Annotated in this window: 22 protein-coding genes and 1 pseudogene; 7 read left to right on the plus strand and 16 right to left on the minus strand. The window is 70.1% G+C overall.

All coding sequences use genetic code 11. The annotated features are described in order from the left end of the window. Positions 1–384 precede the first annotated feature (384 nt). The 4 genes and pseudogenes from NLX86_RS24470 to NLX86_RS24485 form a co-directional block, all read right to left on the minus strand. Positions 385–2,070 carry a ribonuclease J gene (locus NLX86_RS24470; RefSeq protein ID WP_254373931.1) on the minus strand — a complete coding sequence of 562 codons (1,686 nt, stop codon included), beginning with the start codon at positions 2,068–2,070 and terminating at the stop codon, positions 385–387. Between the two features lie 112 nt (positions 2,071–2,182). Continuing rightward, positions 2,183–3,082, minus strand: coding sequence for a 4-hydroxy-tetrahydrodipicolinate synthase (gene dapA, locus NLX86_RS24475; RefSeq protein WP_254373932.1), 900 nt, complete (start codon positions 3,080–3,082; stop codon positions 2,183–2,185). A gap of 179 nt (positions 3,083–3,261) precedes the next feature. Next, positions 3,262–4,641, minus strand: coding sequence for an FAD-dependent thymidylate synthase (gene thyX, locus NLX86_RS24480; RefSeq protein ID WP_254374021.1), 1,380 nt, complete (start codon positions 4,639–4,641; stop codon positions 3,262–3,264). Continuing rightward, positions 4,621–4,911 (minus strand): annotated as a pseudogene (locus tag NLX86_RS24485) (FAD-dependent thymidylate synthase); the annotation flags it as partial. The gene thyX and the pseudogene NLX86_RS24485, both read right to left, overlap by 21 nt. 196 nt (positions 4,912–5,107) lie before the next feature. On the opposite strand from NLX86_RS24485, the gene NLX86_RS24490 reads away from it, so the two are divergent. Both NLX86_RS24490 and NLX86_RS24495 read left to right on the plus strand, forming a co-directional pair. Beyond that, entirely contained in the window at positions 5,108–5,350 is a 243-nt protein-coding gene (locus NLX86_RS24490; RefSeq protein WP_254373933.1) for a hypothetical protein, read from the plus strand. Between the two features lie 95 nt (positions 5,351–5,445). Then, on the plus strand, positions 5,446–6,009 hold the full coding sequence (locus NLX86_RS24495) for a PH domain-containing protein (RefSeq protein WP_254373934.1): 564 nt from the start codon (positions 5,446–5,448) through the stop codon (positions 6,007–6,009). A gap of 18 nt (positions 6,010–6,027) precedes the next feature. On the opposite strand, the gene NLX86_RS24500 is transcribed toward NLX86_RS24495, so the two are convergent. The 6 genes from NLX86_RS24500 to eccD form a co-directional block, all read right to left on the minus strand. Then, positions 6,028–6,480: a tetratricopeptide repeat protein gene (locus NLX86_RS24500; protein WP_254373935.1), complete on the minus strand. Its 453-nt coding sequence runs from the start codon at positions 6,478–6,480 to the stop codon at positions 6,028–6,030. A gap of 5 nt (positions 6,481–6,485) precedes the next feature. Then, positions 6,486–7,241: a 4-hydroxy-tetrahydrodipicolinate reductase gene (dapB, locus tag NLX86_RS24505; protein WP_254373936.1), complete on the minus strand. Its 756-nt coding sequence runs from the start codon at positions 7,239–7,241 to the stop codon at positions 6,486–6,488. 43 nt (positions 7,242–7,284) lie between these two features. Continuing rightward, complete coding sequence (locus tag NLX86_RS24510; protein ID WP_254373937.1) at positions 7,285–8,664, minus strand: pitrilysin family protein; 1,380 nt, start codon at positions 8,662–8,664, stop codon at positions 7,285–7,287. Further along, positions 8,661–10,892, minus strand: a complete 2,232-nt coding sequence (locus tag NLX86_RS24515; RefSeq protein WP_254373938.1) for a polyribonucleotide nucleotidyltransferase — start codon at positions 10,890–10,892, stop codon at positions 8,661–8,663. The genes NLX86_RS24510 and NLX86_RS24515 overlap by 4 nt, the downstream gene beginning before the upstream one ends. Positions 10,893–11,153: 261 nt before the next feature. After that, complete coding sequence (gene rpsO, locus NLX86_RS24520; protein ID WP_254373939.1) at positions 11,154–11,441, minus strand: 30S ribosomal protein S15; 288 nt, start codon at positions 11,439–11,441, stop codon at positions 11,154–11,156. Positions 11,442–11,650: 209 nt separating this feature from the next. Further along, the gene (gene eccD / locus NLX86_RS24525; protein WP_254373940.1) at positions 11,651–13,123 is read right to left on the minus strand and encodes a type VII secretion integral membrane protein EccD; all 1,473 of its coding nucleotides are present in this window, start codon (positions 13,121–13,123) and stop codon (positions 11,651–11,653) included. 172 nt (positions 13,124–13,295) lie between these two features. On the opposite strand from eccD, the gene eccCa reads away from it, so the two are divergent. Beyond that, positions 13,296–17,282, plus strand: coding sequence for a type VII secretion protein EccCa (gene eccCa, locus NLX86_RS24530; protein WP_254373941.1), 3,987 nt, complete (start codon positions 13,296–13,298; stop codon positions 17,280–17,282). A 78-nt stretch (positions 17,283–17,360) separates the two neighbouring features. Further along, a complete protein-coding gene (locus NLX86_RS24535) occupies positions 17,361–17,594 on the plus strand; it encodes a DUF397 domain-containing protein (RefSeq protein WP_254373942.1) in 234 nt (77 codons plus the stop codon). 86 nt (positions 17,595–17,680) lie between these two features. Here the strand turns inward: NLX86_RS24535 and NLX86_RS24540 are convergent, their stop codons facing one another. From NLX86_RS24540 to eccB, 6 genes are all read right to left on the minus strand, one after another. After that, positions 17,681–17,971, minus strand: a complete 291-nt coding sequence (locus tag NLX86_RS24540) for a WXG100 family type VII secretion target (protein WP_254373943.1) — start codon at positions 17,969–17,971, stop codon at positions 17,681–17,683. Positions 17,972–18,013: 42 nt separating this feature from the next. Further along, positions 18,014–18,355, minus strand: a complete 342-nt coding sequence (locus tag NLX86_RS24545) for a WXG100 family type VII secretion target (protein ID WP_254373944.1) — start codon at positions 18,353–18,355, stop codon at positions 18,014–18,016. A 202-nt stretch (positions 18,356–18,557) separates the two neighbouring features. Next, entirely contained in the window at positions 18,558–18,770 is a 213-nt protein-coding gene (locus NLX86_RS24550; RefSeq protein ID WP_254373945.1) for a hypothetical protein, read from the minus strand. Then, on the minus strand, positions 18,767–19,366 hold the full coding sequence (locus NLX86_RS24555; RefSeq protein WP_254373946.1) for a hypothetical protein: 600 nt from the start codon (positions 19,364–19,366) through the stop codon (positions 18,767–18,769). Before NLX86_RS24555 ends, NLX86_RS24550 begins: the two co-directional genes overlap by 4 nt. A 117-nt stretch (positions 19,367–19,483) precedes the next feature. Further along, on the minus strand, positions 19,484–20,707 hold the full coding sequence (gene mycP / locus NLX86_RS24560) for a type VII secretion-associated serine protease mycosin (RefSeq protein ID WP_374213952.1): 1,224 nt from the start codon (positions 20,705–20,707) through the stop codon (positions 19,484–19,486). A 50-nt stretch (positions 20,708–20,757) separates the two neighbouring features. After that, positions 20,758–22,302 (minus strand): type VII secretion protein EccB, encoded by a 1,545-nt coding sequence (gene eccB / locus NLX86_RS24565; RefSeq protein WP_254373947.1) that lies wholly within the window; start codon positions 22,300–22,302, stop codon positions 20,758–20,760. A 214-nt stretch (positions 22,303–22,516) separates the two neighbouring features. Between eccB and eccE the strand changes: the two genes are divergently transcribed. The 3 genes from eccE to NLX86_RS24580 all read left to right on the plus strand — a co-directional run. Continuing rightward, positions 22,517–23,794: a type VII secretion protein EccE gene (gene eccE, locus NLX86_RS24570; RefSeq protein ID WP_254373948.1), complete on the plus strand. Its 1,278-nt coding sequence runs from the start codon at positions 22,517–22,519 to the stop codon at positions 23,792–23,794. Beyond that, positions 23,794–24,540 (plus strand): hypothetical protein, encoded by a 747-nt coding sequence (locus NLX86_RS24575; protein WP_254373949.1) that lies wholly within the window; start codon positions 23,794–23,796, stop codon positions 24,538–24,540. The genes eccE and NLX86_RS24575 overlap by 1 nt, the downstream gene beginning before the upstream one ends. 287 nt (positions 24,541–24,827) lie before the next feature. Then, positions 24,828–26,286 (plus strand): SCO5717 family growth-regulating ATPase (locus NLX86_RS24580; protein ID WP_308409637.1); only part of this gene is annotated, 1,459 nt, incomplete at its 3' end.

Consider the following 26,286-nt stretch of genomic DNA (forward strand, 5'->3'; position numbering starts at 1 on the left):
AAACAGGTCGGGGTATCAACATATCTGGCGTTGACTTTTGGCACGCTGTTGAGTTCTCAAGGAACGGACGCTTCCTTTGTACTCACCCTCTCGGGCTTTCCTCCGGGCGCTTCCCTTCGGTCTTGCGTTTCCGACTCTATCAGACTCTTTCGTGTCCGATTCCCAGTCGAAGTGGGATTTGGTTTGCCTTCCAGGTTCCGCTTTCGCGCTTTCCCTTTCCGGCGGTTCCGACTTTATCAGATTTCTCTGGGTCGGAATTCCGCCTCCCTTTCGGGAAGGGGCACCCCGCACACAAGTGCTGCGGGTTCCCGTCAGGCGGAGCCGTAAACGTACTGGAGCGGGGCTGCCCGATGCAAATCGGGGCCCCGCTCCAGTGACGATGCGTCAGACCTCCACGACGACCGGCAGGATCATCGGCCGGCGGCGGTAGTTGTCGGACACCCACTTGCCCACCGTGCGGCGAACGAGTTGCTGCAGCTGGTGGGGCTCGACGACGCCGTCCTGGGCGGACTTGTTCAGTGCGTCGTCGATCTTCGGGATCACTCCGGTGAACGCGGAGTCGTCGATGCCGGAGCCTCGGGCGTGGATGTTCGGGCCGCCCACGATCTTGCCGGTGCTGCTGTCCACGACCAGGAAGACGGAGATGATGCCCTCGTCTCCGAGAATGCGGCGGTCCTTGAGGTGGACCTCCGTGACGTCTCCGACCGAGAGGCCGTCGACGTACACGTAACCGGCCTGGACCTTGCCGACGATCTTGGCGACTCCGTCGACCAGGTCGACCACCACACCGTCCTCGGCGATGACCACACGATCCTTGGGTACGCCGGTGAGGGCGCCCAGCTCGGCGTTCGCGCGCAGATGGCGCCATTCGCCGTGGACCGGCATCAGGTTCTTCGGCTTGCAGATGTTGTAGAAGTACAGGAGCTCGCCGGCCGACGCGTGGCCGGAGACGTGCACCTTGGCGTTGCCCTTGTGGACGACGTTCGCTCCCCACCGGGTCAGGCCGTTGATCACGCGGTAGACCGCGTTCTCGTTGCCCGGGATGAGGGACGAGGCCAGGATCACCGTGTCGCCCTGGACGATCCGGATCTGGTGGTCGCGGTTGGCCATGCGGGACAGCGCGGCCATCGGCTCGCCCTGCGAGCCCGTACAGACCAGGACGACCTCGTGGTCCGGCAGGTCGTCGAGGGTCTTGACGTCCACGACCAGGCCGGCCGGGACCTTGAGATAGCCCAGGTCGCGGGCGATGCCCATGTTCCGGACCATCGAGCGGCCGACGAAGGCGACCCGCCTGCCGTACTCGTGCGCCGCGTCCAGGATCTGCTGGATGCGATGCACATGGCTGGCGAAGCTGGCCACGATGATGCGCTTCTGGGCGTTCGCGAAGACCGTACGCAGGACGTTGGAGATGTCCCGCTCCGGCGGGACGAAGCCCGGGACCTCGGCGTTCGTCGAGTCGGAGAGCAGGATGTCGATGCCCTCTTCGCCCAGCTTGGCGAAGGTCGGCAGGTCCGTGAGGCGCCGGTCCAGCGGGAGCTGGTCCATCTTGAAGTCGCCGGTGTGGACCGCCATGCCCGCGGGTGTACGGATCGCGACCGCCAGGGCGTCCGGGATCGAGTGGTTCACCGCGACGAATTCGCAGTCGAACGGGCCGATGCGCTCGCGGTGGCCTTCCGCCACCTCCAGGGTGTACGGGCGGATCCGGTGCTCCTGCAGCTTCGCCTCGATCAGGGCGAGCGTCAGCTTGGATCCGATCAGCGGGATGTCCGGCTTCTCGCGGAGGAGGAAGGGGACACCCCCGATGTGGTCCTCGTGGCCGTGCGTGAGCACGATGCCTTCGATGTCGCCGAGACGGTCTCTGATGGACGAGAAGTCAGGCAGGATCAGGTCGATTCCGGGCTGCTCCTCCTCCGGGAAGAGGACGCCGCAGTCGACGATGAGCAGCCGGCCGCCGTACTCGAAGACGGTCATGTTGCGGCCGATTTCGCCGAGACCACCGAGTGGGGTGATGCGGAGGCCGCCCTTGGGCAGCTTCGGCGGGGGGCCGAGTTCAGGATGCGGATGGCTCAAAAGACTCTCCTCACCACGCGCGCCACGTACCTGCTTCAGGCACGTGGCGCGCATGACATTCGTGCACTTGCTGTTGTGTGTGTTATTGCGTATTCAGTTGTGAAGTCTGTGGTTACAGCTCTACCCCACCGGCGGCCAGATCGACCTTGAGCTGGGCGGTCTCCTCTGCGGTGAGTTCCACCATCGGGAGTCGCAGCGGGCCGGCGGGGAGGCCCTGGAGGGCCAGTGCCGCCTTGGTGGTGATCACGCCCTGGGTGCGGAACATGCCGGTGAAGACGGGCAGCAGCTTCTGGTGGATCTCGGTGGCCTTCTGGACGTCACCGCTGAGATGCGCCTCCAGCAGAGCGCGCAGGTCGGGTGTGACGACGTGGCCGACCACGGAGACGAAGCCGACTGCGCCGACCGAGAGCAGCGGAAGGTTGAGCATGTCGTCGCCGGAGTACCAGGCGAGGCCGCTGCGGGCGATGGCCCAGCTGGCGCGGCCCAGGTCGCCCTTGGCGTCCTTGTTGGCGACGATCCGCGGGTGCTCGGCGAGCCGGACGATGGTCTCGGTGTTGATCGGGACGCCGCTGCGGCCGGGGATATCGTACAGCATGACCGGCAGGGCGGTGGCGTCGGCGATCGCCGTGAAGTGCCGGAGGAGGCCCTCCTGCGGCGGCTTGTTGTAGTAAGGCGTCACGGCGAGGAGGCCGTGCGCGCCGGTCTGTTCGGCCGTGCGGGCGAGCTCGATGCTGTGGTGGGTGTCGTTGGTGCCGATGCCGGCGACGACGTGGGCCCGGTCTCCGACGGCCTCCAGTACGGCTCGTACGAGGTCGTTTTTCTCCGCGTCGCTGGTGGTCGGGGACTCGCCGGTGGTGCCGTTGATGACCAGGCCGTCATTGCCTGCGTCCACCAGGTGGGCGGCGAGCCGCTGTGCGCCGTCGAGGTCGAGTGCGCCGTCCGCCGTGAACGGCGTGACCATAGCGGTGAGGACCCGCCCGAAGGGGGTCTGCGGAGTGGAGATCGGAGCCATGGGTAACACGCTACTCGCTGCTCAGCGCGTGGTGTCCCCTCGGGGGACCCGAAGCGGTGGAGCCCGGCACTGCCTGCTCGGGGGTTCAAGCAGTGCCGGGTCCGTTTGATCAGCCTAGATGAACTTCTCGAAAGCCCGCAATACGGACACTTCGCCGGGGCGGTCCGTACATCTGTGCCCTACGGCGCCACTCGGCCGTTGTTGTTGAACGCCGTGTAGGTGAGTGGCATGAGCTTGGCCCAGTGCTGTTCCATCTTCTCTCCGACCATCTCGATCTCCCGCTGCGGGAAGGACGGGACAGTCGCCTGCTCGTGCTGCGTACGCAGGCCGAGGAAGTGCATCAGCGAGCGGGCGTTGCAGGTCGCGTACATCGACGAGAAGAGGCCGACGGGAAGGACCGCCCGCGCCACCTCGCGGGCCACGCCCGCGTCCAGCATCTCCTGGTAGCGCTCGTATGCCTGGATGTATGAGTCCTGCATCGCTCGTTCCGTCAGCTCATGCTGTTCGGCACTGCCGCGGACGAACTCGTACTTCCCGGGCCGGCCTTGTTGCACGAGGTTCCGGTCCTCGCCAGGAACGTAGAAGACCGGCAAGAGCTCCCGGTACCGGCCCGACTCCTCGTTGTACGAGTTGTGGACGACGATCCCGTTCGCGAGGAAGTTGTGCCATGGCCCCTCGACCGAGAGGTCGTATGTCATCTCCTCGCCGTCGTCGACGATCTCGACGATGACATCGGGGCGGGCCACGGCAATCTTGCCACCGCGCCGGGCGAGGCTCTGTTCACCCGCGCTCTTTTCCGCGTGACACGTCTGACAGGCGGGAGCCAGGTTGCGCTCGTCGAGCGCCCGGGGCAGGTCCTCCGCCACGGGAACGACGTGGTCCAGGGCCAGTTCCTCGCGGGCGAAGACTCCGCCGCACAGGTGACAGGCGTCCGTGTCCTTGATGAGCCGCTCGCGCTGCATCGATGTCCATACCCCGATGCCGCGCCTGAGACTCGGCGGCACAAGACGCTCCGAAGGCCGAGGAGCCGTGGCGGCTGCCATGACCGCATCACCCACGGACAGCTCGCCCGCCTTGCGCCATCCCTCAGGGGTGAAGATCGCATGGTCCGCTGTGCAGCGCACCACCTTGCCGCCGGCAGTGGTGATCTTGATGAGCGGCTTCACTCCGGATTCGATGACATCGACGATCCGCGCGCGCCGCGCTTCCAGCGTGTCCTCGTCGTAGCACCTGACGTGATTGCGGTGTACGGACTCCAGTTTGCGCAGCCGCGTGCTTGGGTGCTGCTCGCGGAACTCGACCACCGCTGACTCTGCGGCTTCGCGACTGTCATAGAGGCCGAGGTAGTGGTTCTTGTCGCCCCGACGCACCTGGGCCTGCCACCTGGCCGCCCTGGCATTCCAGGTAACGCCACCTGATGACGCGGGAAGCCGGTCCTCGACTCCGAGATGCCACAGCCGGTACAGGTCGGCGATCGTCCGGCGGCGCAGATTTCCTGCCTCGCTCACCAGGGTGATCTCAGTGTCTCCGGCGAGACACCAGCCGACACGGTGCCGCATGAATTCGCGGAAGACGAAGATCGGGGCGCTGATGAAGAAGGTCATCGAGTTGTGCTCGAAGGGGCTGCCGTGGCGGTCCCGCATCAGGTAGTTGATGAGCCCCTTGGAGCGCTCCGGGTCCTTGACGAGCTCTTCGAGAGACTGTTCGCCCGCCGTGGAGACGCGGGCGGCCCACAGGACGTCGGAGTCACTGGCGGTGTGCTTCACCAGCTCGACGGTGACGTCGCTGCGGAAGCTGGGCTTCGGGTCTGAGGCGGGGGTCTCGCTCACCGGCGGGGTCCTTCCAGTTGCATCGCTCGGGCGGCGCCCACTCTACGGGCCGGCACCGACAACGACGTCCAGCCCGCTCTCGGCTGGTTTGTTCGGCCAATTTGTCGAAATCGGGCACCCTTTGCTCCCTTTGATCGTCTGTCCAGATAGGAGCGTCCAGATTGAGCAATCAAGTACCGAGGAGAGAAGCCCATCCATGTTCCGCCGGCGAGAGCCCGTCCCGTTCGCCTTCGTCGCCGAGGCCGACCGATTCCGCAGTAACGTCACTCCCCCGCCGCGCGAGCGTGCCACCAAGTCGCAGATCGCAGGGCGGACGCTGATCGGGCTGACCGTCGTGGCCGGACTGGTCGGGTCGCTGTTGCTCGGACTGCCGGCGCTCGAACCCCCTCAGTCGCCGAGCGGTACGCAGCAGTCCGAGGCATCGTCCGACGGGCGCTGACTCGTCCGGCCCCCCTGGGGTGGTCGGTCTCCGACGGGCTGGGTAGCCTCACCGGGCACAGCCCCATCGAGCGTGCTTGTGAGTGAGGACCCGTCGTGCCCCTCCCCTTCCTGACGGCCGACCGCGCGTTCGGCCCTGACGCCGAGTGCGCCGACGATGCCGCGCTGCCGTTCGAGGACCACGACCACGAATACTGGCGGCGCCCCTACCGGCCCGGTCCCTGGCGGGTCGCGGCCGCAGCGCTGCTGCTGCTTCTCGCCTCGTTCATGCTGCTGGCGACGATGATCATCGCCTTCGCGGGGGCGCTGCCCGGCGCCGGCGTGTGTCTGGCGGCCGCGGCCGCGGTGATCGGCTGCGCGCTGCGGCTGCTGCACATGGGTGTGTGGGTGAGCCGGCACGGGCTGCGCCAGGTGGGGTTCTTCGCGACGACGACCCTGCCGTGGCACCAGGTCACGGACGTACGCACGGTCCAGCAGCCGGTGCGGTGGCTCGGCCTGCCGCGCACCGTGCAGGGGCAGGCCCTGGTCGTCGTCCAGCACGGCGGTGAGCAGCTGCCCGCGCTGCTCACCGACCACAACGCGGACTTCCTGGCGCGCGCCGAGGCCTTCGACCGGGCGGCCGACACCGTGGAGGCGTGGGGCGCCGAGTACGGCCTCTGATTCCGGCGGCCGGGCGCCTCAGGCCCGTACCGGCCTGCCTTCGTGCAGCGCGATCGCCCGCTGCATCGCCTTGCGGGCCCGCGGGGTGTCCCGGGCGTCGTAGTAGGCGATCGCGAGGCGGAACCAGGAGCGCCAGTCGTCGGGGGTGTCCTCCGTCTCCGCGCGGCGCTGGGCGAACACGGCGTCGGCGGAGTCGCGGTCGATACGGCCGCCCGGGGTACGGACCAACTCGTCCACCGGCAGGCCGCCTTCGGCCTCCAGCTCCTGCGCCAGCCTGTTTGCCTTGCGGGCGAACTGGGTGGTGTGCCAGAGGAACCAGCAGCCGATCAGCGGCAGCACCAGCACCGAGGCGCCGAAGGCGATGGTGAGCGCGGTGCCCTGCTGGATGAGGAGGACGCCGCGGCTGCCGACCAGGACGAAGTAGACGACCAGGACGGCGGCGAGGCCGAAGTACGTGATCTTTGCGCGCATCAGTGTCAGCCGAGGTCGAGGAAGTGTTCCAGGCCGAAGGTGAGGCCCGGGGTCGTCACCACGCGGCGCGCGCCGAGCAGGATGCCCGGCATGAAGCTGCTGTGGTGCAGGGAGTCGTGGCGGATGGTGAGGGTCTCGCCCTCGCCGCCGAGGAGTACCTCCTGGTGGGCGAGGAGGCCGCGCAGCCGGATGGCGTGTACGGGGACCCCGTCGACGTCCGCGCCGCGGGCGCCGTCGAGGGCGGTGACCGTGGCGTCCGGCTGCGGGGCGCAGCCGGCTTCGGCGCGTGCCGCGGCGATGAGCTGCGCGGTGCGGGTGGCGGTGCCGGACGGGGCGTCGGCCTTGCCCGGGTGGTGCAGCTCGACGACTTCGACGGATTCGAAGTAGCGGGCCGCCTGCTGGGCGAACTTCATGGTGAGGACCGCGCCGATGGAGAAGTTGGGCGCGATGAGGACGCCCGTCTGCGGGGACGCGTCGAGCGAGGTGCGCAGGTGGGCCAGGCGCTCGTCGGTCCAGCCGGTGGTGCCGACGACGGCGTGAATGCCGTGGCGTACGCAGAAGTCGAGGTTGCCCATCACCGAAGCGGGGGTGGTCAGCTCGACCACGACTTCGGCGCCGACGTCGGCCAGCGTCTCCAGCTTGTCGCCGCGGCCGAGGGCTGCGACGAGTTCCATGTCCTCGGCGGCCTCGACGGCACGTACCGCCTCGGAGCCGATACGGCCCTGGGCGCCGAGGACTGCCACCCGCAGCTTGCTGCTCATGCTCGTGCTTCCTTCGCTTCCGGATGTCGTGTGGTGCCGGCCGTCAGGCCACCGCGTTGTGCAGGCGGTCCGCCTGCTTGTCCTTCAGCGGGCCGATGACCGAGAGGGAGGGCCGTTGTCCCAGCACATCCTGGGCCACCGCGGTGACCTCGTCCGGGCTCACCGCAGCTATCCGGGCGAGCATCTCGTCGACCGACATCTGCTCTCCCCAGCACAGCTCGCTCTTGCCGATGCGGTTCATCAGCGCGCCGGTGTCCTCCAGGCCGAGGACCGTGGAACCGGAGAGCTGGCCGATGGCACGGGTCATCTCCTCGTCCGAGAGGCCGTCGGAGGCGACCCGGTCGAGCTCGTCGCGGCAGATTTTGAGTACGTCGTGGACCTGGCTGGGGCGGCAGCCTGCGTAGACCCCGAAGAGCCCGCAGTCGGCGAAGCCCGAGGTGTACGAGTAGACGCTGTACGCGAGGCCGCGCTTCTCCCGTACCTCCTGGAAGAGGCGGGAGCTCATACCGCCGCCGAGGGCCGTGTTGAGCACGCCCAGCGCCCAGCGGCGGTCGTCGGTGCGGGCCAGGCCCGGCATGCCGAGGACGATGTGCGCCTGCTCGGTCTTGCGGTTCAGCAGGGCGACCCGGCCGGCGGTGCGGATGGCGCGGGTGCCCTCGCGCGGGGTGCGCGGTGAGGCGTCCGTACGGGTGAGGGCGCCGGCCTTGTCGAACGCGGCGCGGACCTGGCGTACCACCGTGGCGTGGTCGACGTTGCCGGCGGCCGCGACGACCAGGTGCGTGGGGTCGTAGTGCTTCTTGTAGAAGCGGCGGATCCGGTCCGCGCTCAGCCCGTTGACGGTGTCGACCGTGCCGAGTACAGGGCGGCCGAGGGGGGTGTCGCCGAGCATGGTGTGCGCGAACAGGTCGTGCACGCAGTCACCCGGGTCGTCCTCGGTCATGGCGATCTCTTCGAGGATGACGCCGCGCTCGGCGTCGACGTCCTCTTCCAGGATCAGCGAGCCGGTCAGCATGTCGCAGACCACGTCGATGGCGAGCGGCAGGTCGGTGTCCAGTACCCGTGCGTAGTAGCAGGTGTACTCCTTCGCCGTGAAGGCGTTCATCTCGCCGCCGACCGCGTCGATCGCGGCGGAGATGTCCAGGGCGCTGCGCTGCCGGGTGCCCTTGAAGAGGAGGTGCTCCAGGTAGTGCGTGGCGCCGTTCAGAGACGGCGTCTCGTCGCGGGAGCCGACATGCGCCCAGATACCGAAGGTCGCGGAGCGTACCGAGGGCAGTGTCTCGGTGACGATGCGCAGGCCGCTCGGGAGCGTCGTACGGCGGACCGTGCCGATGCCGTCACGGCCCTTGAGGAGGGTTTGGGTACGGGCGACGGCCCGCACCTCCGAAGAGGTGCGGGCCGTCGCCCTCGAGCTGGGGGACGTCACTTGGCGGCGTCGTCCTTCTCCGCGGCGGCAGCGTCCTCGGCGGCCTCTTCGCCCTCGATCACGGGGATGAGGGAGAGCTTGCCGCGCTGGTCGATCTCGGCGATCTCGACCTGGACCTTGGAGCCGACCGCGAGCACGTCCTCGACGTTCTCCACGCGCTTGCCACCGGCGAGCTTGCGGATCTGCGAGATGTGCAGCAGGCCGTCCTTGCCCGGGAGCAGGGACACGAACGCACCGAAGGTGGTGGTCTTGACGACCGTACCCAGGTAGCGCTCGCCGACCTCCGGCATGGTCGGGTTGGCGATGCCGTTGATCGTGGCGCGGGCGGCCTCGGCCTGCGAGCCCTGAGCGGCACCGATGTAGATGGTGCCGTCGTCCTCGATCGTGATGTCGGCGCCGGTGTCCTCCTGGATCTGGTTGATCATCTTGCCCTTGGGGCCGATGACCTCACCGATCTTGTCCACCGGGATCTTGACGGTGATGATCCGCGGGGCGTTCGGGGACATCTCGTCCGGGACGTCGATGGCCTCGTTCATCACATCGAGGATGTGGAGGCGGGCGTCGCGGGCCTGCTTCAGCGCGGCGGCCAGGACCGAGGCGGGGATGCCGTCGAGCTTGGTGTCGAGCTGGAGCGCGGTGACGAAGGTCTTCGTACCGGCGACCTTGAAGTCCATGTCGCCGAAGGCGTCCTCCGCACCGAGGATGTCGGTGAGGGCGACGTAGTGGGTCTTGCCGTCGATCTCCTCGGAGATCAGGCCCATGGCGATACCGGCGACGGGGGCCTTGAGCGGCACACCGGCGTTCAGCAGCGACATGGTGGAGGCGCAGACCGAGCCCATGGACGTGGAGCCGTTGGAGCCCAGCGCCTCGGAGACCTGGCGGATGGCGTACGGGAACTCCTCGCGCGTCGGCAGCACCGGCACGATGGCGCGCTCGGCGAGCGCACCGTGGCCGATCTCGCGGCGCTTCGGCGAACCGACGCGGCCGGTCTCACCGACGGAGTAGGGCGGGAAGTTGTAGTTGTGCATGTAGCGCTTGCGGGTCACCGGGGAGAGGGTGTCCAGCTGCTGCTCCATGCGGAGCATGTTGAGGGTGGTGACGCCCAGGATCTGGGTCTCGCCACGCTCGAACAGCGCCGAGCCGTGCACGCGCGGGATCGCCTCGACCTCGGCGGCGAGCGTACGGATGTCCGTGACGCCACGGCCGTCGATGCGGACCTTGTCCTTGATGACGCGCTCACGGACCAGGGACTTGGTCAGCGAGCGGTACGCGGCGGAGATCTCCTTCTCGCGGCCCTCGAACTGCGGGAGCAGCTTCTCGGCAGCGATCTCCTTGACGCGGTCCAGCTCGGTCTCGCGCTCCTGCTTGCCGGCGATGGTGAGCGCCTGCGAGAGCTCGGCCTTGACGGCGGCGGTGAGCGCCTCCAGGACGTCGTCCTGGTAGTCGAGGAAGACCGGGAACTCGCCGGTGGGCTTGGCGGCCTTGGCGGCGAGGTCCGACTGGGCCTTGCAGAGCGCCTTGATGAAGGGCTTAGCGGCCTCGAGACCGGCGGCGACGATCTCCTCGGTGGGAGCCTCGGCGCCGTCCTTGACGAGCTGGATGGTCTTCTCGGTGGCCTCGGCCTCGACCATCATGATCGCGACGTCGCCGTCCTCGAGGACGCGACCGGCGACCACCATGTCGAAGACGGCGTCCTCGAGCTCGGTGTGCGTCGGGAAGCCGACCCACTGGCCCTTGATCAGGGCGACACGGGTGCCGCCGACCGGGCCGGAGAAGGGCAGGCCGGCCAGCTGCGTGGAGCAGGAGGCGGCGTTGATCGCGACCACGTCGTAGAGGTGGTCGGGGTTGAGCGCCATGATCGTCTCGACGATCTGGATCTCGTTGCGCAGGCCCTTCTTGAAGGACGGGCGCAGCGGGCGGTCGATCAGGCGGCAGGTGAGGACCGCGTCCTCGGAGGGCCGGCCCTCGCGGCGGAAGAAGGAGCCGGGGATCTTGCCGGCCGCGTACTGCCGCTCCTCGACGTCCACCGTCAGGGGGAAGAAGTCGAGCTGGTCCTTGGGCTTCTTGGACGCGGTGGTGGCGGACAGCACCATGGTGTCGTCGTCCAGGTAGGCGACGGCGGAGCCGGCGGCCTGACGGGCCAGGCGGCCCGTCTCGAAGCGGATGGTGCGGGTGCCGAAGGAACCGTTGTCGATAACGGCCTCGGCGTAGTGGGTCTCGTTCTCCACTAGCGTTTTCTCCTCGTGTTCGTCCTCTCGCCCGTGTGGCGGGGGACGTGGCGGAGAAGCGCTCCTTGTGTGCGGGCCGGTCTTCGATCGAAGCACCCGGAGTTTCTTCCGGGGGCCACTACCGAGGACCGGCGGCGGTGGAGGGCGCTCCTCCTCTTCGGTTGTGCGTATGTGACCAGACTAATTGGAGTCCGGTACGTCCCGCACGTACAGCAAAGGGAGCGGCCCCCTAGAAGTGGGAACCGCTCCCTTCACGGCGTCTTACTTGGCGCCCGCCGCACCGCGGCGGATGCCGAGGCGCTCGACCAGCGCACGGAAGCGCTGGATGTCCTTCTTGGCCAGGTACTGCAGCAGACGGCGGCGCTGGCCGACCAGGATCAGCAGACCACGGCGGGAGTGGTGGTCGTGCTTGTGGGTCTTGAGGTGCTCGGTCAGGTCCGAGATACGGCGGGAGAGCATCGCGACCTGGACCTCGGGGGAGCCGGTGTCGCCCTCCTTGGTGCCGAACTCGGTCATGATCTGCTTCTTCGTAGCGGCGTCGAGCGACACGCGTACTCCTCTAGGTCTTCGTATGGCCACCGAGTGCCCCAGGTCGAATTCTCTGGGGATCTTCCGTTACTCGGGAGGCGGGGTCCGCTGGGCGCAGCTCCCAGATGCTCCGGGAACGCGTACACAAACGGCCGTCACACAGCGTACCAGCCCGCCGGACCGGCGCCGACCGCCTTTCGCCGGCCCTTCGCCCGCCCCCTTTTGGGCGCTCAGCCGCTGGTGAGGGAGCGGGCCGCGTTGAAGACGTCGAGGACGGCGAGGCAGAGCGGGACCAGGGAGAGCAGTACGGCGCCCTCGGCGAGGTCGAGGAGCCGGCCCCAGAAGGGCGAGAGGCCCTTCCTCGGGATGATCAGCCCGATCGCGGTGAGCAGGGCTGCTCCGGTGGCGACGGCCGCGGAGAGCCAGATCGTACGCAGGTCCATGCCGCCGCGGTCGCCGAAGCGGACGAGCTCGAACATCAGGTCGGCCGGGGGGTTGAGGGAGAGGCCGAGAACCAGCAGGCCGATCGCGGCGATGCCTGCCCCCAGTACGCAGGTGACCTGCGAGGTGTAGCGGAAGAGGCGGGCGCGCAGCAGCATCGCGAGGCCCGTGACGAGGGCGAGGACCTGGCCCCAGATGTTGTCGGAGAAGCCCAGGACGGCCGCGCTGCCGACGACGACCGCCGCGCTGCCGCCGACCAGGCCGAGCAGCATCTCGTGGCCGCGGCGGGCCTGGGCCGCGATGCGGTCGGCGTCGACGGGCTGGGCCTCGGGGGTCTCGTTCGGGTCGGCGTTGAAGTCGTCCCCGGCGGCGCTGCGCGGGGAGGCGTAACCGATGGGCAGCCGGGCGAAGCGTGCGGAGAGGCCGGGCAGGAAGGCGACCAGGCCGATGGCCACCGGCGCGCACACGGCGGCGGTCGCGGTGGCGGAGGCTTCGCCGAGGATCGCGACGAAGGTCGCGAGGGTGCCGGCGGTCGCCAGGAACGTGGCGGCGACGAAGGGGGCGTCGCCGCTGGGGGTGAGCGCGACGAGGGCCACCGAGGCGAGCAGTACGCACACGCAGCCGAGGAGGAACTGCAGCCGGCCGGGGCCGTGGCCGGCGTCGGGGGCGATGATTCCGGAGCCCGCGATGAGGAGGTGGGGCAGGCCGCCGAGGCCGAGGGCGACGGCGGCGGACCGGTCGCCGTACACCCGGGCCCGTACGCCGGCGAAGGCGGTCAGCAGTACCCCGGCGGCGCCGGCGATGATGCCGGGCAGGCCGTGCATGTCGTGGCGGACCGGGTCGGCGAACCAGAGCACGAAGCCCATGAGGACGAGGAGCAGCACGCCGCCGACGAGGCCGGCGCCGCGCAGCAGGTCGTCGCTCCACAGGTGGCGGTCGCGTACGACGGCGGAGGCGACGGCGTCGGAGACGTCGTCGAAGACCGCGGGCGGCAGCGATTCGGCGAACGGGCGCAGGCTGAGCAGTTCGCCGTCCAGGACCTGCTGGGCGACGAGCGTGCGCGCTCCGTCGAGGACCGTGCCGTCGCGGCGCACCAGGTGGTATCCGGTGGGTGTGCCCGCGCGCTGGGTCTGGCCGGTCAGTCGCAGGATCTCCGGATAGACGTCGGCGACGGCGATGTCCTCCGGGAGGGCGACGTCGATACGGCTGTCGGGCGCTACGACAGTGACCCTGCAGAAGCCGGTCGCTGCGGTCGTACTCACCTGTTGGACCCCCTGATTCGCGGTTGCGCATGATGCGCGCGCCACCCTACCGGGAGGAGTGCGGGGGGTCTGCAAGTAGGATCACCGTCGCGCGGAGGGAAGTCCGCCAGCACAGCAGTCACGGGGGCGCCGGTGAAGGCGAGCCGTCCGTATTCGAGGGATTGATGCTCCGGTGAGCCAGATCGTCGTCAAACGCCCGCCGCGGTCCCTGCCGCCCGAAGTGCCTTCGGAAGAGCTGAGACTTGAGGCTCCTCCGGAACTGCCGCGCGGTCAGCAGGAGGGCATGCTGATGCAGATCCTGCCGGTGCTCGGCATGGGCTCGTCAGTGGTCTTCTTCTTCTCGCCGCAGGCGCCGCCGTTCATGCGCATCATGGGTGTGGTGATGCTGATTTCGACCGTCGCGATGGTCGTCGCCCAGATCGTCAGATTCCGCCGGGGTACGCAGGGGCAAATGGCAGATGTCCGCCGCGACTACCTCAAATACCTGTCGCAGACGCGTCGTACGGTACGGAAGACGGCGCGCGTGCAGCGCGACGCGCAGCTCTATTTGCACCCCTCCCCCGAACAGCTGTGGTCGGTCGTCGCAGAAGCCAGCCGGGTGTGGGAACGCCGCGTCGGCGACAAGGACTTCGGGCAGGCCAGGCTCGGGCTGGGCGCCCAGCAGCTGTCGACCGCGCTGACCGCTCCTGACACCGCGCCCGTCGACGAGCTGGAGCCGCTGAGCGCGGGCGCGATGCAGCAGTTCCTCGCGGTGCACGGTTCACTCGACGGGCTGCCGGTGGCCGTCTCGATGCGCGCCTTCTACCACGTGACGGTGTCCGGTGAGCCGGAGTCGGCACAGTCGGCGGCGCGGGCGCTGGTGGCCCAACTCGTCACGCTGCACTCCCCCGAGGACCTGATGGTCGCGGTGGTGGCGGCGCCGGGTGCGGTCGCACGCTGGGACTGGGCGAAGTGGCTGCCGCACACCCAGCTGCCGGGACAGGTGGACGGCGCCGGGTCGAGGCGGCTGTTCGGCGACGACCTCGGTGAGTTGCAGCAGCTGCTGGGCAGCCGGCTCGACGGCCGGCCCCGGTTCAGCCGGGACGCGCAGCCGGTGCTGGACCAGCCGCACCTGATCGTGGTGCTGGATGGCGGGATGGTGCCGCCGGACTCGGCGTTCGCCGCCCCCGAGGGGTTGCAGGGCGTCACGATCGTCGAGGTGGTCTCCGGAGATCTCGACGAGCCGCGCGGTGGTCTGTCCGTGGTGGTCCGGCCGGGCCGGCTACGGCTGGAGTCGGGCGCCGGAGTCGCGTACGAGGGCGTACCGGACGGGCTGTCGCTGCCGGCGGCCGAGGCGCTCGCCCGGCAGCTGGCGCCGCTGCGCACGGGCGGGGGCGACGACGACGAACCGCTGCTCGCCAACCTGGACTTCACGGATCTGCTGAACCTGGGCGACGCGGGCTCGATCGACGTCTCCCGTACCTGGCGGCCGCGGTCGACGGGTGAGCGGCTGCGGGTGCCGATCGGTGTCGGCGAGGACGGCCAGCCGGTGATGCTGGACCTCAAGGAGGCGGCGCAGGAGGGCATGGGCCCGCACGGGCTGTGTGTCGGTGCGACCGGTTCCGGCAAGTCGGAGCTGCTGCGCACGCTGGTGCTCGGCCTCGCGGTCACCCACACCTCGGAGACCCTGAACTTCGTCCTCGCGGACTTCAAGGGCGGTGCGACCTTCACCGGCATGTCGCAGATGCCGCACGTCGCCGCGGTCATCACCAACCTGGCCGACGACCTGACGCTCGTGGACCGCATGGGCGACTCGATCCGCGGCGAGCTGCAGCGCCGGCAGGAGCTGCTGCGGTCGGCGGGCAACTACGCGAACATCAACGACTACGAGAAGGCGCGGGGCGCCGGGGCGCCGCTGGAGCCGCTCGCCTCGCTGGTGCTGGTGATCGACGAGTTCAGCGAACTCCTCACCGCCAAGCCCGACTTCATCGACATGTTCATCCAGATCGGCCGCATCGGCCGGTCGCTGGGTGTGCATCTGCTGCTCGCCTCGCAGCGCCTGGAGGAGGGCAAGCTGCGCGGCCTGGACACGTATCTCTCGTACCGGATCGGTCTGCGGACGTTCTCGGCGGCCGAGTCGCGGACGGCGATCGGTGTGCCGGACGCGTACCACCTTCCTTCGGTGCCCGGCTCGGGCTACCTGAAGTTCGGTACGGAGGAGATGACCCGCTTCAAGGCGGCGTACGTCTCCGGTACGTACCGGACGGGCGGCCCGGACCTCTCGGTCGGGCAGTTCCCGGTCGAGCGGCGGCCCGCGGTGTTCACGGCCACTGCGGTTCCGGTGGTGTACGCGGCGCCCGACCCGGCGCATCTGCTCGCCGCGAACCGGGCGGAGGACGACGCGCTCGCGGACACGGTGCTGGACGTCATCGTGCGGCGGCTGGAGGGGCAGGGCGTGCCCGCCCACCAGGTGTGGCTGCCGCCGCTGGACGAGGCGCCGACGCTGGACCAGTTGCTGCCGGCCCTGACGCCGACTTCGGAGCGCGGGCTGCACGCGGACGGCTACACGCGGCCGGGTGGGCTGGTCGTACCGCTCGGCCTGATCGACAAGCCGTTCGAGCAGCGGCGTGAGGTGCTCTACCGGGACTTCTCGGGCGCGGCCGGCCACATGATGGTCGTCGGCGGCCCGCAGTCCGGCAAGTCGACCCTGCTGCGTACGCTGATCTCGTCGTTCGCGCTCACCCACACCCCTCACGAAGTGCAGTTCTACGGACTGGACTTCGGCGGCGGCGGGCTGACGGCGGTGGCCGATCTGCCGCACGTGGGCGGGGTCGCCTCCCGCCTGGACCCTGAGCGGGTCCGCCGTACCGTCGCGGAGGTCGCGGGCGTACTCAACCGGCGCGAGGAGTTCTTCCGCGCGAACGGCATCGACTCCATCGCGACCTACCGGCGGCGCCGGGCGGCCGCCGCTGCGTCTTCCGGGGGGACACCCCCCGGGCCCCCCGAGCCCGGCGAGGCCTGGGGTGACGTCTTCCTGGTCATCGACGGCTGGGGCGCGTTCAAGAACGACTACGACATGCTCGAAGGCGTCGTGTCCGACATCGCGAGCCGCGGTCTGGGCTACGGCATCCACGTCGTGCTCTCGGCCTCGCGGTACATGGAGGTCCGGGCGGCGCTCAAGGACCAGATGCTGGGGCGGCTCGAACTGCGGCTCGGCGACGTCATGGACTCGGAGTTCGACCGCCGGGTCGCGGCGAACGTCCCGGCCGGTGTGCCGGGACGCGGTCAGGTGCCGGAGAAGCTGCACTTCATGGGTGCGCTGCCGCGTATCGACTCGGCCAGCCGGGCGGAGGACCTGTCGGAGGGCACGGCGCAGTTCGTCCAGGCGGTCAAGGCCAACTGGACGGGGCCGGCGGCGCCGACGGTGCGACTGCTGCCGCGCAAGCTGCCGGCCGACCAGCTGCCGAAGGGCTTCGAGTTCCCGCAGCACGGGATCGCGATCGGTATCGACGAGACGAATCTGGAGCCGGTCTTCGTCGACTTCGAGACCGACCCCTTCTTCCTGGTCTTCGGCGAGAGCGAGTCGGGCAAGACCTCGCTGCTCCGGCTGATCGCCAAGCAGATCACCGAGCGGTACACGCCGGACCAGGCGCGGATCGTGGTCGGCGACTACCGGCGCACGATGCTGGAGGCCGTACCGCCGGAGCATCTGCTGGAGTACGCGCCGATGGCTTCGGCGATGCAGATGCACATGGAGGCCATCAACACGGTGATGGGCGCGCGGGCGCCCAAGCCGGACATCACCCCGCAGCAGCTGCGGGACCGCAGCTGGTGGACCGGGCCGCAGCTCTTCGTGATCGTCGACGACTACGAGCTGGTGGCCACCAACACCGGCAACCCGCTGGCGGTGCTGGTCGAGAACCTGCCGTTCGCGCGGGACGTGGGCATCCGCTTCATCATCGCGCGGAGCTCGGCGGGCGCGTCACGCTCGATGTACGAGGCGTTCATGCAGCGGGTCAAGGAGCTTGGCGCGCAGGGCGTGGTCCTGTCCGGCGACCGGAACGAGGGCGACATCCTGGGCAGCGTACGGGCCCGCCCGATGCCACCGGGCCGCGGCACGTTCGTATCCCGCAAGCGGGGAACGCCGCTGGTGCAGCTGGGCTGGCTGCCTGACCGGTGAGCGCGACCCGTTGACCTGCGGATCCGGTGCCCACTCTGACAAACTGGCACCGGACATCTGAGAAAGGATCCTCAACCGATGGCTGATGCACGCGAGAAGGAAGAGCTGTACGCCCTGGACATCTCGGGGGTCGAGTGGCTCAGCGCGCCCGGCGCGTCCGAGGACGAGGAGCGGGTGGAGATCGCCTACCTGCCGGATGGCGCGGTGGCGATGCGGTCGTCCGCGGATCCGGAGACGGTGCTGCGGTACACGGAGGCCGAGTGGCGGGCGTTCGTCCTGGGGGCGCGGGACGGCGAGTTCGACCTGAAGTAGGGATACGGGTACGCAGAAGGGTGGTTGCTCGTGGGACGGGCAACCACCCTTGCTGTGTCCGGGCCGACGGGCCGGCCGGGCCGGACTCAGAGCATGCGGAACCGGGCGGCGTTGCCCTTGTCGGTGTCCTGGTAGCCGACGACCGACTGGTCGAGGAGCTGGGCGATCTGCAGGAGCTTGGTGTTCATGCCGGACATCTCGGTGGTCAGGTCCCGCTGGATCTCGATGTAGGCCAGCTTGGCCTCACCTTCCCAGTTCTCGGCGGTGGCCTTGACCTTGGCCATCAGGTCGTCGAGCCACTGGCTGAGGTGCTGCCCCGTCAGACGGACGTCCGAGGCCGCCTGCGTCACGGTGTCGTAGTTGACCGCAGTGGTCATGTTCTCTCCTTCTTCGTGGGATTCAGGGGTGGGCCGGGCGGCTCAGGCCATGCCGAGGATCTTGCTCTCGCCGGCTCGGGTGTCGTCCAGCCGGCGCAGCTCGGCGATGCGCTGCTGCTCTTCCTCCGTGAACCCCTTGGAGCTCATCCGCATGGTCTCCTCGAGCTCGACAAGGCGGACCTGGATCTTCCGCGCGTGCTCGTTCACGCCGCGCTGCAGGGTGTCGTACTCCTTGCCCGCCGCGCCCTTCCAGCCGGCCTGAATGCGGTCGACGACCGAGTTCAGTGCGCGGATGCGGTCGTCGAGCTTCTGCTGGAGGTTGTCGATCTCCCCGGCAAGGCCATCGTGATCGGAGGTGGTTACGTTGAGGTTTGGAGTCGCCATCTTTCCTCCTGTTGTCGGCAACGACCGGGATCGCTACTGAGGTTGTCGAGGACTTGCCGGCAGAGCCGGTCCCCCGTGTTGCGGATCACTCACGTGATACTACGAGTCACTCTAGCCACTCGGGGTGCCAGTTCCAACTGCAAAGCCCTGTGGGAGACTTGGCTCACGAACGGGCCGGTGCGAGGCGTCTCGGGAGGGGAGATCAGCGTCCTCCGAAGGCGATTGCGATGGGGATTTTGTGGAGATTCCCGCCGAAGTCGTCGGGGCCGAACGCCTCGGGTGCGCCGAAGTAGAGCCTGCCGTGCTCGTACACGGTCTCCATGGCGTGCGGACGGCCCATCAGCGCCTGCAGACTCTCGAGGGCCGGAGCGGTCAGCAGGACCGTCTCTTCTCGCGTTCCGGGGTCGATACTCACGACCTCGGCGGGGACATCGCCGCGGATCCGTTGAGCCACCCGGCGGCGACGACGCCGTGGCTGATGGTGACGCCGGTGGCGAAATAGGCGACGTCGTCAGCACCCGGAATCTTCTCCTGCCAGATCTTCTTTCCGCTGTCGACGTCGAATACGGCCATCTGGTTGCAGGGCTGGAGCTGCTTGTTCTTCCGCCGGGCGGGCTCGAATACGACCGCGGTCAGGCCGTCGTCCGTGACATGACGCGCAGCGGCACAGACAACGCCGGAAAGCGGGAGTTTCCACGCCTGCTTGCCGCTGTCGGCCCGGTAGCCCACCACCTCGCTGTGCAGAGTCTTGGCGAATGTCCGGTCGGTCGCCCGCGTTCCCGGCGATTGCGTCACTTCGCTCTTGGGCAGGGGCGGCGAACCGATCCGGTACAGCAGTGCGCCACGTGAGTTGGCGGGCGCCTGCTCGACGGTCTCCCGTACACCGCCGGAATTCGCGCCGGCCACCGGTGCCTTCTTGTCCGGCCGCGTGCCGCCGCCTCCGCCGTCGCGCCCCCACAGCAGCCACCCGGCGCCGCACAGCCCCGCAACCAGTACGACCGCGAGGGACACGATCAGCGCCGTCCGGCGCCGGCCCGGGCGCGGCGGCGGAAACGGTGGGGGATGGGGTCGTGGGGAGCTGCGGGTGGAACGTGGGAGGCGGGGGGCCGAAGCTCAACTCGGGGCCTTTCAGGCGGTGGTGCGACGCCGGCGGCGGGTGTCGCGGATCACGCTGGCCGTGCCCGCGATCACCGCGACCAGGACGACGCCGATGCCCAGCGCGTACGTGGCGTACCGCTCGTCGCGCTCCTGGGCGGTCTCGGTCATGGCCAGGTGGGCGGGCTCCGGGGCCGGGGGCTTGGCGGGGCCGGGGTCCGGCGTCGGCGACTCCCGCGGGGTCTCGTCGTCCGTGAGGGCGCGCACCGGGTCGACGACTCCCCAGCCGACGAAGTTGTCGTGGCCGTTGATGGAACGCTCCGCCGTCTGTTCGATCTGGGCGATGATCTGGCGCGGGGTCCAGTCCGGGTGCTTGGCCTTGATCAGGGCGGCGACCCCGGAGACGTACGGGGCGGAGAAGCTGGTTCCGTTGTCGACGCACTGGCCGTTGCCGGGCACGGTCGAGACCATGTCGACCCCGGGCGCGGCGACCCCGACGAACGCGCCGGACTGGGAGAACTCCGCGCGCTCGTTGTTGCGGTCGGAGGAGGCGACGGCGAGGACTCCGTCGAAGGCCGCCGGGTAGGTGTTCTTCTGCTTGCCGTCGAGGCCGTCGTTGCCTGCCGAGGCGACGACCAGCACGTCCTGGTCGATGGCCTTCTTCACCGCCAGCGCGAGCCGAGACGTGGCCGACAACGGCTTCGTCGTGTCCTGCGAGATGTTGATGATGTCGGCCTTCTTGGCCAGCGCGTGCTCGATGGCCTCCGCCATCGTCTTGTCGTTGCCGCTGTTCTTCTCGTCGTTCTGGCGGATCGGGATGATCGTGGCATCGGGGGCCAGACCGACGAAGCCCGTGCCCTTGCGCGGCCGGGCCGCGATGAGGCCGGCGACCTTGGTTCCGTGGCCGACCTCGTCGGCCGTACCGTCGCCGCTCTTGGTGAGGAAGTCCCGGCCCGCCGAGGCGTCGACCGCGCTCTTCAGCTGGACGTTGACGTTGTCCACGCCGGTGTCGATGACCGCGACGCGTACGCCCTTGCCCTTGGTGTCCTGCCAGAGTTCGTCGAGCAGTACGCGCTGCAGCGCCCAGGGGCGGCCCTCCAGCTGCTTCTTCATCGGGAAGGTGCACTCCCCGCCGCCGTCCAGACGGGGACGCGCGGCGGTGTCGTGCGCGCTCGCCGCCGGCGCTGCCGCGAGCCCCGCCAGTACGAGGCCGACGGCGGGGCCGACGGCGAGCAGGGCGGTCTTCTGGGTCAACACGTGTGGTCCTCTCCCCCGTGACACGGTGCGCTCCGGGCGCTCCGGCGGGGTCACGAGCCCTGGGGCTGGCGGGCGCTGTTGGTGTCGAGGCGCGGGCCCTTGGCCAGGAACTCCGACCAGGTGATGGGGACGAGGGCGGGGAGCACCTTCTCGTATCCGAGCCGGATCTGCGCCTGGCTGGGCTCGGGGCGGCCGTCCCGCTGCTTCTGCTCGTCGCCGGTGCCGATGTCCGACTGGTCGGCGTCGCTGTCGCCGTTCGCCTGCACGGCGTACCGGAGTCCGGTGTCCGTCACCAGGAAGAGGGAGCCGTCGGGTCGGGTCTGCTTCCCCTGGACCTGCGTGTACAGCAGGCCCGTTCCGGGGGTCACATAGGTGCTGGTGCCGGTGGCGGTGATCTCCGCCGGGTACTTCGTGCCGGCCCAGGTGCTCAGGGTCGTACGGCCCTTGTCGTCGACCTTGCGGAGCACGCTGCAGACCGTGTCCCGGTCTCCGCCGCCACCGGCGGAGTTGACCTGTACGGCCTTGTGCTCGGGCCACTTGAAGCCGCTCGCGAAGGTCTCGCCGTCCGGCTGGAAGTCCTGGAGGTCGACGTCGCGCGCCTTGCCCTCCATGTCCAGCTCCTTGGTGGCCGGAGAGGTGATGACGAGCCGCGCGGTGAACTCCGAGACGGGCTGGACCTTGCCCTGGAGTACGACGTAGTGCTGCGGCCCGGAACCGGTCTCGGTCTTCAGGACCATGCCGACCTTGTTCTCGTCCGCCGAGAGCTGTCCCTGGATACCGGCGTTCGCCCCGACCCCGCCGGGCAGTTGGGGGAAGGAAACCGGGCTGCCGGTGTGCAGGGTGGCCAGCCAGTCGTCGGTGACCGACTGCGGCTCCTCGTTGCCGACGAGGGCGAGGGTCAGCGTCTCCTGCTCGGCCGGCGCACCGCCGATCGCGTACTTGGTCCCGGCCGCGTCGACGAGGTAGCGGGCCTTGTCCTGCCCCTGGACGTAGAGGACTTCGCCGTCCTTCAGCCGCTGTCCGCCGTCGACCTTGCCCGCCTCACGGTCGGCGAAGACGAACGTGGCCTTCTGTACGGTCTTGCCCTGCCCGCCGGGCTGCTGGCACACCGCCCACCGCTTGGCCTTGCCGGCGTCCTTCTCTCCGGGCAGCCGGTCGGGGGCGTACGGGATACCGAGGATCGGGCCGCGCGGGGGCTTGCCGGCGTCCAGGATGTCGTCGCTGACCTGGATGACGGCGAACTGACTGGGGTTGAGCAGCAGCCGGGCGGAGGCGAGGTTCAGCACGGGGTGGAGCAGCGCCTTCTTGTTCTTGCCCTTGCCCGTGCTGAGTACGACATAGCGCGTGGTCGAGTTCTTGCCGACGATCACCTTGGTGCCGGGCGCGGCCCAGTCCTTGGGCGCCTTGGGCTTGAACATGCCCCAGGCGCCGAAGCCGGCCACCACGAGCGTGGCGACGATCACGCTGGGGACGACGGCACGCAGCGCGCGCGGCGCCCCCTCTTCCGTGCCCGAAGGTGAAGGCTGTAGAAACGCGGCCACCGTGCGCTTCTTCGCAAAGGTGTACGCGTTGAGCTCATCCCGCCGTGATGCCATGAGTGCCTGTTTCTCCCCGCGCGGCCCCAATAGTGAGCACAGTCCCCGGGCCTTGGTTGTCGGACCGGCCCCCTACTATGCCTGTTGACGGTCGGCGCGTGCCGGGCGGGTAGGGTGATCCCGCCGCCAAAGCCCTTGTCGTACGGGTTGATCGGGATGAATTCGGGCCTTGTGAACTATTGGGGCCTCTTGACTACGGGGGGTGTCTTCAGGGATGGCTACCGCGACGCAGACACGGGCGCGGCCCGCCGCATCCGCGACGTCCCGGGGCACCGCCGCGCCTCATCTGAAGGCGCGGCCCGGCCACTTCGGATCGTTCCGATTGCAACAGTTCGTCTTGGTCGAGGCGGCCGCCGCGCTGCTTCTCGTGGCATGGGTGCTCGACCCTCTGCTGCTGGTCCCGGCCGGTGTGATCGCGGCCGTCCTCGTCCTGCTGGCCGTCGTGCGCCGGCACCACCGCTCCCTGCCCGAATGGCTCGGCACCGCCCTCGCCCTGCGCGCACGCCGCCGCCGGGCCGCCGGTTCCGTCGTCCCCGCCGGTACGGAGCCCGGGCTCGCGCCGGTGGTGGAGTGCGACCCGGCGCTGCGTACGTACACCTACAGCGACCGTGAGCGCAGGCCCGTCGGCATGATCGGCGACGGGACGTTCCTCACCGCTGTCGTGCAGGTGGATACGGACGCGACCGCCCTGCGGCCCGACCGCGCCGCCCGGCCGTTGCCGGTGGGCCTGGTGCGGGACGTGCTGGAGGTCGACGGGATCGTGCTGGAGTCCGCGCAGATCGTCCAGCACACCCAGCCGGCTCCGGCGCCGCATCTGCCCGAGCAGTCGGTGGCCGCGCGCAACTACGCGCCGCTGCAGGCCCAGACGGGCTCGCCGGCGGTGCGGCTCACCTGGATCGCGCTCAAGCTCGACCCGGAGCTGTGCCCCGAGGCGGTGGCGGCGCGCGGCGGTGGACTCGGCGGCGCGCAGCGCTGTGTGGTGCGTACGGCAGACCAGTTGGCGAGCCGGCTGACGGGGGCCGGGTTCCGGGCGACCGTACTGACCGAGCAGGAACTGACCGCTGCTGTCGCGACGTCCTCGTGTGCCAATCCCATGGCGATCACTCAGGCGGGCCGCACCGAGTCGCAGGCCCGGCGCACCGAGGAGACCGCGCGCACCTGGCGCTGCGACGACCGCAGACACACCACGTACTGGGTGGCCCGCTGGCCGCAGCTGGGCAGCGGCGGTGCGCCCATGCCGCAGCTCGTCGCGCTGTTGACCTCGATTCCCGCGCTGGCCACGACGTTCAGCCTCACGCTGGGCCGGGGTGACCGCCAGGAGGTGACGGTCACCGGGCACGTACGGATCACCGGCCGCAGTGACGAGGAGCTGGTGGCCGCGCGCCGCGAACTGGAGCGCACCGCAAGGGGCGTGAAGACGGGGCTGGTCCGGCTCGACCGCGAGCAGCTGCCCGGTGTGCTCGCCACTCTGCCGCTCGGGGGTGCCCGCTGATGTCCGTGACCACCGTGCCGACGGGTGGACCGTCGCCGTCCGGCAAGCCGCGCCTCGGGTTCGGGCTGATCGGTCCGCGCCGCGACCGGCATGCCGTCTCCGTCGACCAGCTTTCCGTACTGGCGCTGCCCGTCGGCGACGACGGTGTGGTGATCGGTGTCGACGCGGAGGGCCGGCCGGGGGTGCTGGGCATCAACCGGCCGACGCCGTACGACATCACGCTGATCGGCGGGCTGTGGACCGCGCAGGTGCTTGCGCTGCGCGCGGCCGCCACCGGGGCGCGGGTCGCCGTCGAGACCGGCCGGGCGCCGGCCTGGGTCGGCCTCGCCCAGGCCGCCGGCGGCGGCCAGCCGTGCATCACGCTTCACGAGGTCGGCCGGGTGCCGCCGCAGGGCGCGTCGGCCGGCAGCCCGGTGCTCGTGGTGCGCGACTGCGGTATGCGGCCCCCGCGCGGGCGGGTGGTGGCCGGGCCGTGGCAGTCCGTACTGACCCTGCTGCCGTATCTGAGCCCGGTGGCACCGCGGTTGATGGAGCAGGCCGGTCTGGTGGGCGTCCAGCGGGTTTCGCCCGACGAGGCCGCGCAGATCAGCCGCATCATGAGCCTGCCGCGGGTGGAGACCGACGCGCTGTCGACACTGGCCGACGGGGTCACGCTTTGGTGCAACGCCCGCGACCGGCAGTTCGTGATGACGCAGGCCACCGACGCCGAGACCGGATTGTTGGGCGCCGCGCGCAGGATGGACTGAACGGCCCGCTTTCCGTATGGAGATGTGCGGAGTTGACCGTTTTGCCGCGCACTTTGGGCCGGGAGAACGTCACTTGATGGCGTGACGTGACGCACGGGACAGCCGATCGCGGGCTGCCGGGCCTGCCGGAGTGGTGCGCATGATGATTAGGCTGGGTCCGGGCGCCGCATCAGAACCTGCGGGCAGGGCAGCGGCGTCCCAAGGGGGAGAGCCGGGCGGATCGGACGAAGGATCGGACGCCCCCACCCACGACGGCACAAGGGTGCTCGACCACACCAGGAGGCAAAGTGAACGGCGATCGGAACGAGATCCGCGGGGGATGGAACACCCCCGCCGACGATCAGTCCGACGCGGATCCCGCCGAGATGACGGGTGAGTTCACCATCGACTACACCCCGCCCGCCTGGTACACGCAGAACGCGACGGGCGGTGCGGGGGCGGGCTCCGGGGCGCAGGGCCAGGCTGCTCCGCCGCCGCCGGCCGGACCTCCGGTGGCCGTTCCCGGCCTGCCGGCGGGCAGCGGCTTCGAGCCCAACTGGGCCCCGGCGGCGCCGGCTGCGGCGCTGCCCGAGGGCGACCTGGAAAGCGGCGCAACCATGCGGTTCTCCCCGGCCGCGCTACGACGAGAAATGCAGGAACGCACCACCCCTGCCGCCGACCCGGCCCCGGTGACCGAGCCCGCATCGGCCCCGGTGGCGGAGCCTGGTGTGGCCGGGTTGGCCGAACCTGGGCCTGCTCCGGCAGCGGAGTCCGGTGCGGCCGCGGTGGCGGACACTACGTCGGCTCCGGCAGCGGAGCGCGCGTCGGCGCCGGTGGCCGAGCCGGCATCGGCCTCGGTGGCGGAGCCCGGACCGGCCTGGGTGGCCGAACCCGGGCCGGCACCGGTGGCGGAGCCCGGGGCGACCCCGGTGGCCGAACCCGGGCCGGCACCGGTCGCGGAGCCCGGGGCGACCCCGGTGGCCGAACCCACGTCGGCACCGGTCGCGGAGCCCGGGGCGACCCCGGTGGCCGAACCCACGTCGGCACCGGTGTCCGAGCCCGCGCCGACTCCGGTGGCGGAGCCCGGGGCGGCCCCGGTGGCCGAACCCGGGCCGGCTGCGGCAGCGGCTCCTGGCCAGGCGCCCGTGGCCCTGCCCGCGTCGGCTGGTGTGGCGGAGGACGCGACAGATCCGGTGGCCGACACTGCGTCCGCCCCGGTGGCGCAGGGTGACGCCGAGGCCGAGGCCGACGTGAACGCAACTGCGGAACCTGCCTCTTCGGACGGCACCCCGGACTCCGACGGGGGTGCGGGCGCGCCCGCAGACGTGCACCTGGCCGAGGGGGCGGCGCCGGCCACGGCCTCCGACGGGCCGGAACCCGACGACGCCGTTGCCGGCTCGACCGATGCGGCTGGCACCGCGGACGGACCCCGTGCCGCCGAGCCCGGCTCCAACACGTCTTTGACCGACGAGGTACCGACGGCGGAGCCCGTCGATGAGCCGTCCGACGCCGTCCCCAGCGACGCCCACCCCGCCGCGGCACAGCCGTGGTCGCCCCCGCCGGTCCAGCAGGGCGGACTGCTGCCGCTGCCGCCCGCCTTCCAGCCGGCAGGCGGCGCGCAGACCGGCCAGGCCCTGCCGCACCCCGCGGCACCCACGGCCGCGCCGCAGTGGACTGCGTCGGCGCCCGGCCAGCAGCCGGCGGAGCCCGGCGGCTACGGCTTCCCGCCGTCCGGGCCCAACAGCCCCGCCCCGCAGCACGGGTTAC

It is taken from the genome of Streptomyces sp. A3M-1-3, from assembly GCF_024213665.1.
Lineage (GTDB): Bacteria > Actinomycetota > Actinomycetes > Streptomycetales > Streptomycetaceae > Streptomyces.

Excerpts from the sequence above, each read along its gene's own strand:
- thyX (WP_254374021.1), bottom strand. The coding sequence starts at position 4,641 with ATGCGGCACCGTGTCGGCTGGTGTCTCGCCGGAGACACTGAGATCACC.
- eccB (WP_254373947.1), bottom strand. The coding sequence starts at position 22,302 with ATGGCATCACGGCGGGATGAGCTCAACGCGTACACCTTTGCGAAGAAG.
- NLX86_RS24575 (WP_254373949.1), top strand. The coding sequence starts at position 23,794 with ATGTCCGTGACCACCGTGCCGACGGGTGGACCGTCGCCGTCCGGCAAG.
- NLX86_RS24500 (WP_254373935.1), bottom strand. The coding sequence starts at position 6,480 with ATGCGCGCAAAGATCACGTACTTCGGCCTCGCCGCCGTCCTGGTCGTC.
- NLX86_RS24540 (WP_254373943.1), bottom strand. The coding sequence starts at position 17,971 with ATGACCACTGCGGTCAACTACGACACCGTGACGCAGGCGGCCTCGGAC.
- NLX86_RS24545 (WP_254373944.1), bottom strand. The coding sequence starts at position 18,355 with ATGGCGACTCCAAACCTCAACGTAACCACCTCCGATCACGATGGCCTT.
- dapB (WP_254373936.1), bottom strand. The coding sequence starts at position 7,241 with ATGAGCAGCAAGCTGCGGGTGGCAGTCCTCGGCGCCCAGGGCCGTATC.
- NLX86_RS24535 (WP_254373942.1), top strand. The coding sequence starts at position 17,361 with ATGGCTGATGCACGCGAGAAGGAAGAGCTGTACGCCCTGGACATCTCG.
- eccE (WP_254373948.1), top strand. The coding sequence starts at position 22,517 with ATGGCTACCGCGACGCAGACACGGGCGCGGCCCGCCGCATCCGCGACG.
- dapA (WP_254373932.1), bottom strand. The coding sequence starts at position 3,082 with ATGGCTCCGATCTCCACTCCGCAGACCCCCTTCGGGCGGGTCCTCACC.
- NLX86_RS24490 (WP_254373933.1), top strand. The coding sequence starts at position 5,108 with ATGTTCCGCCGGCGAGAGCCCGTCCCGTTCGCCTTCGTCGCCGAGGCC.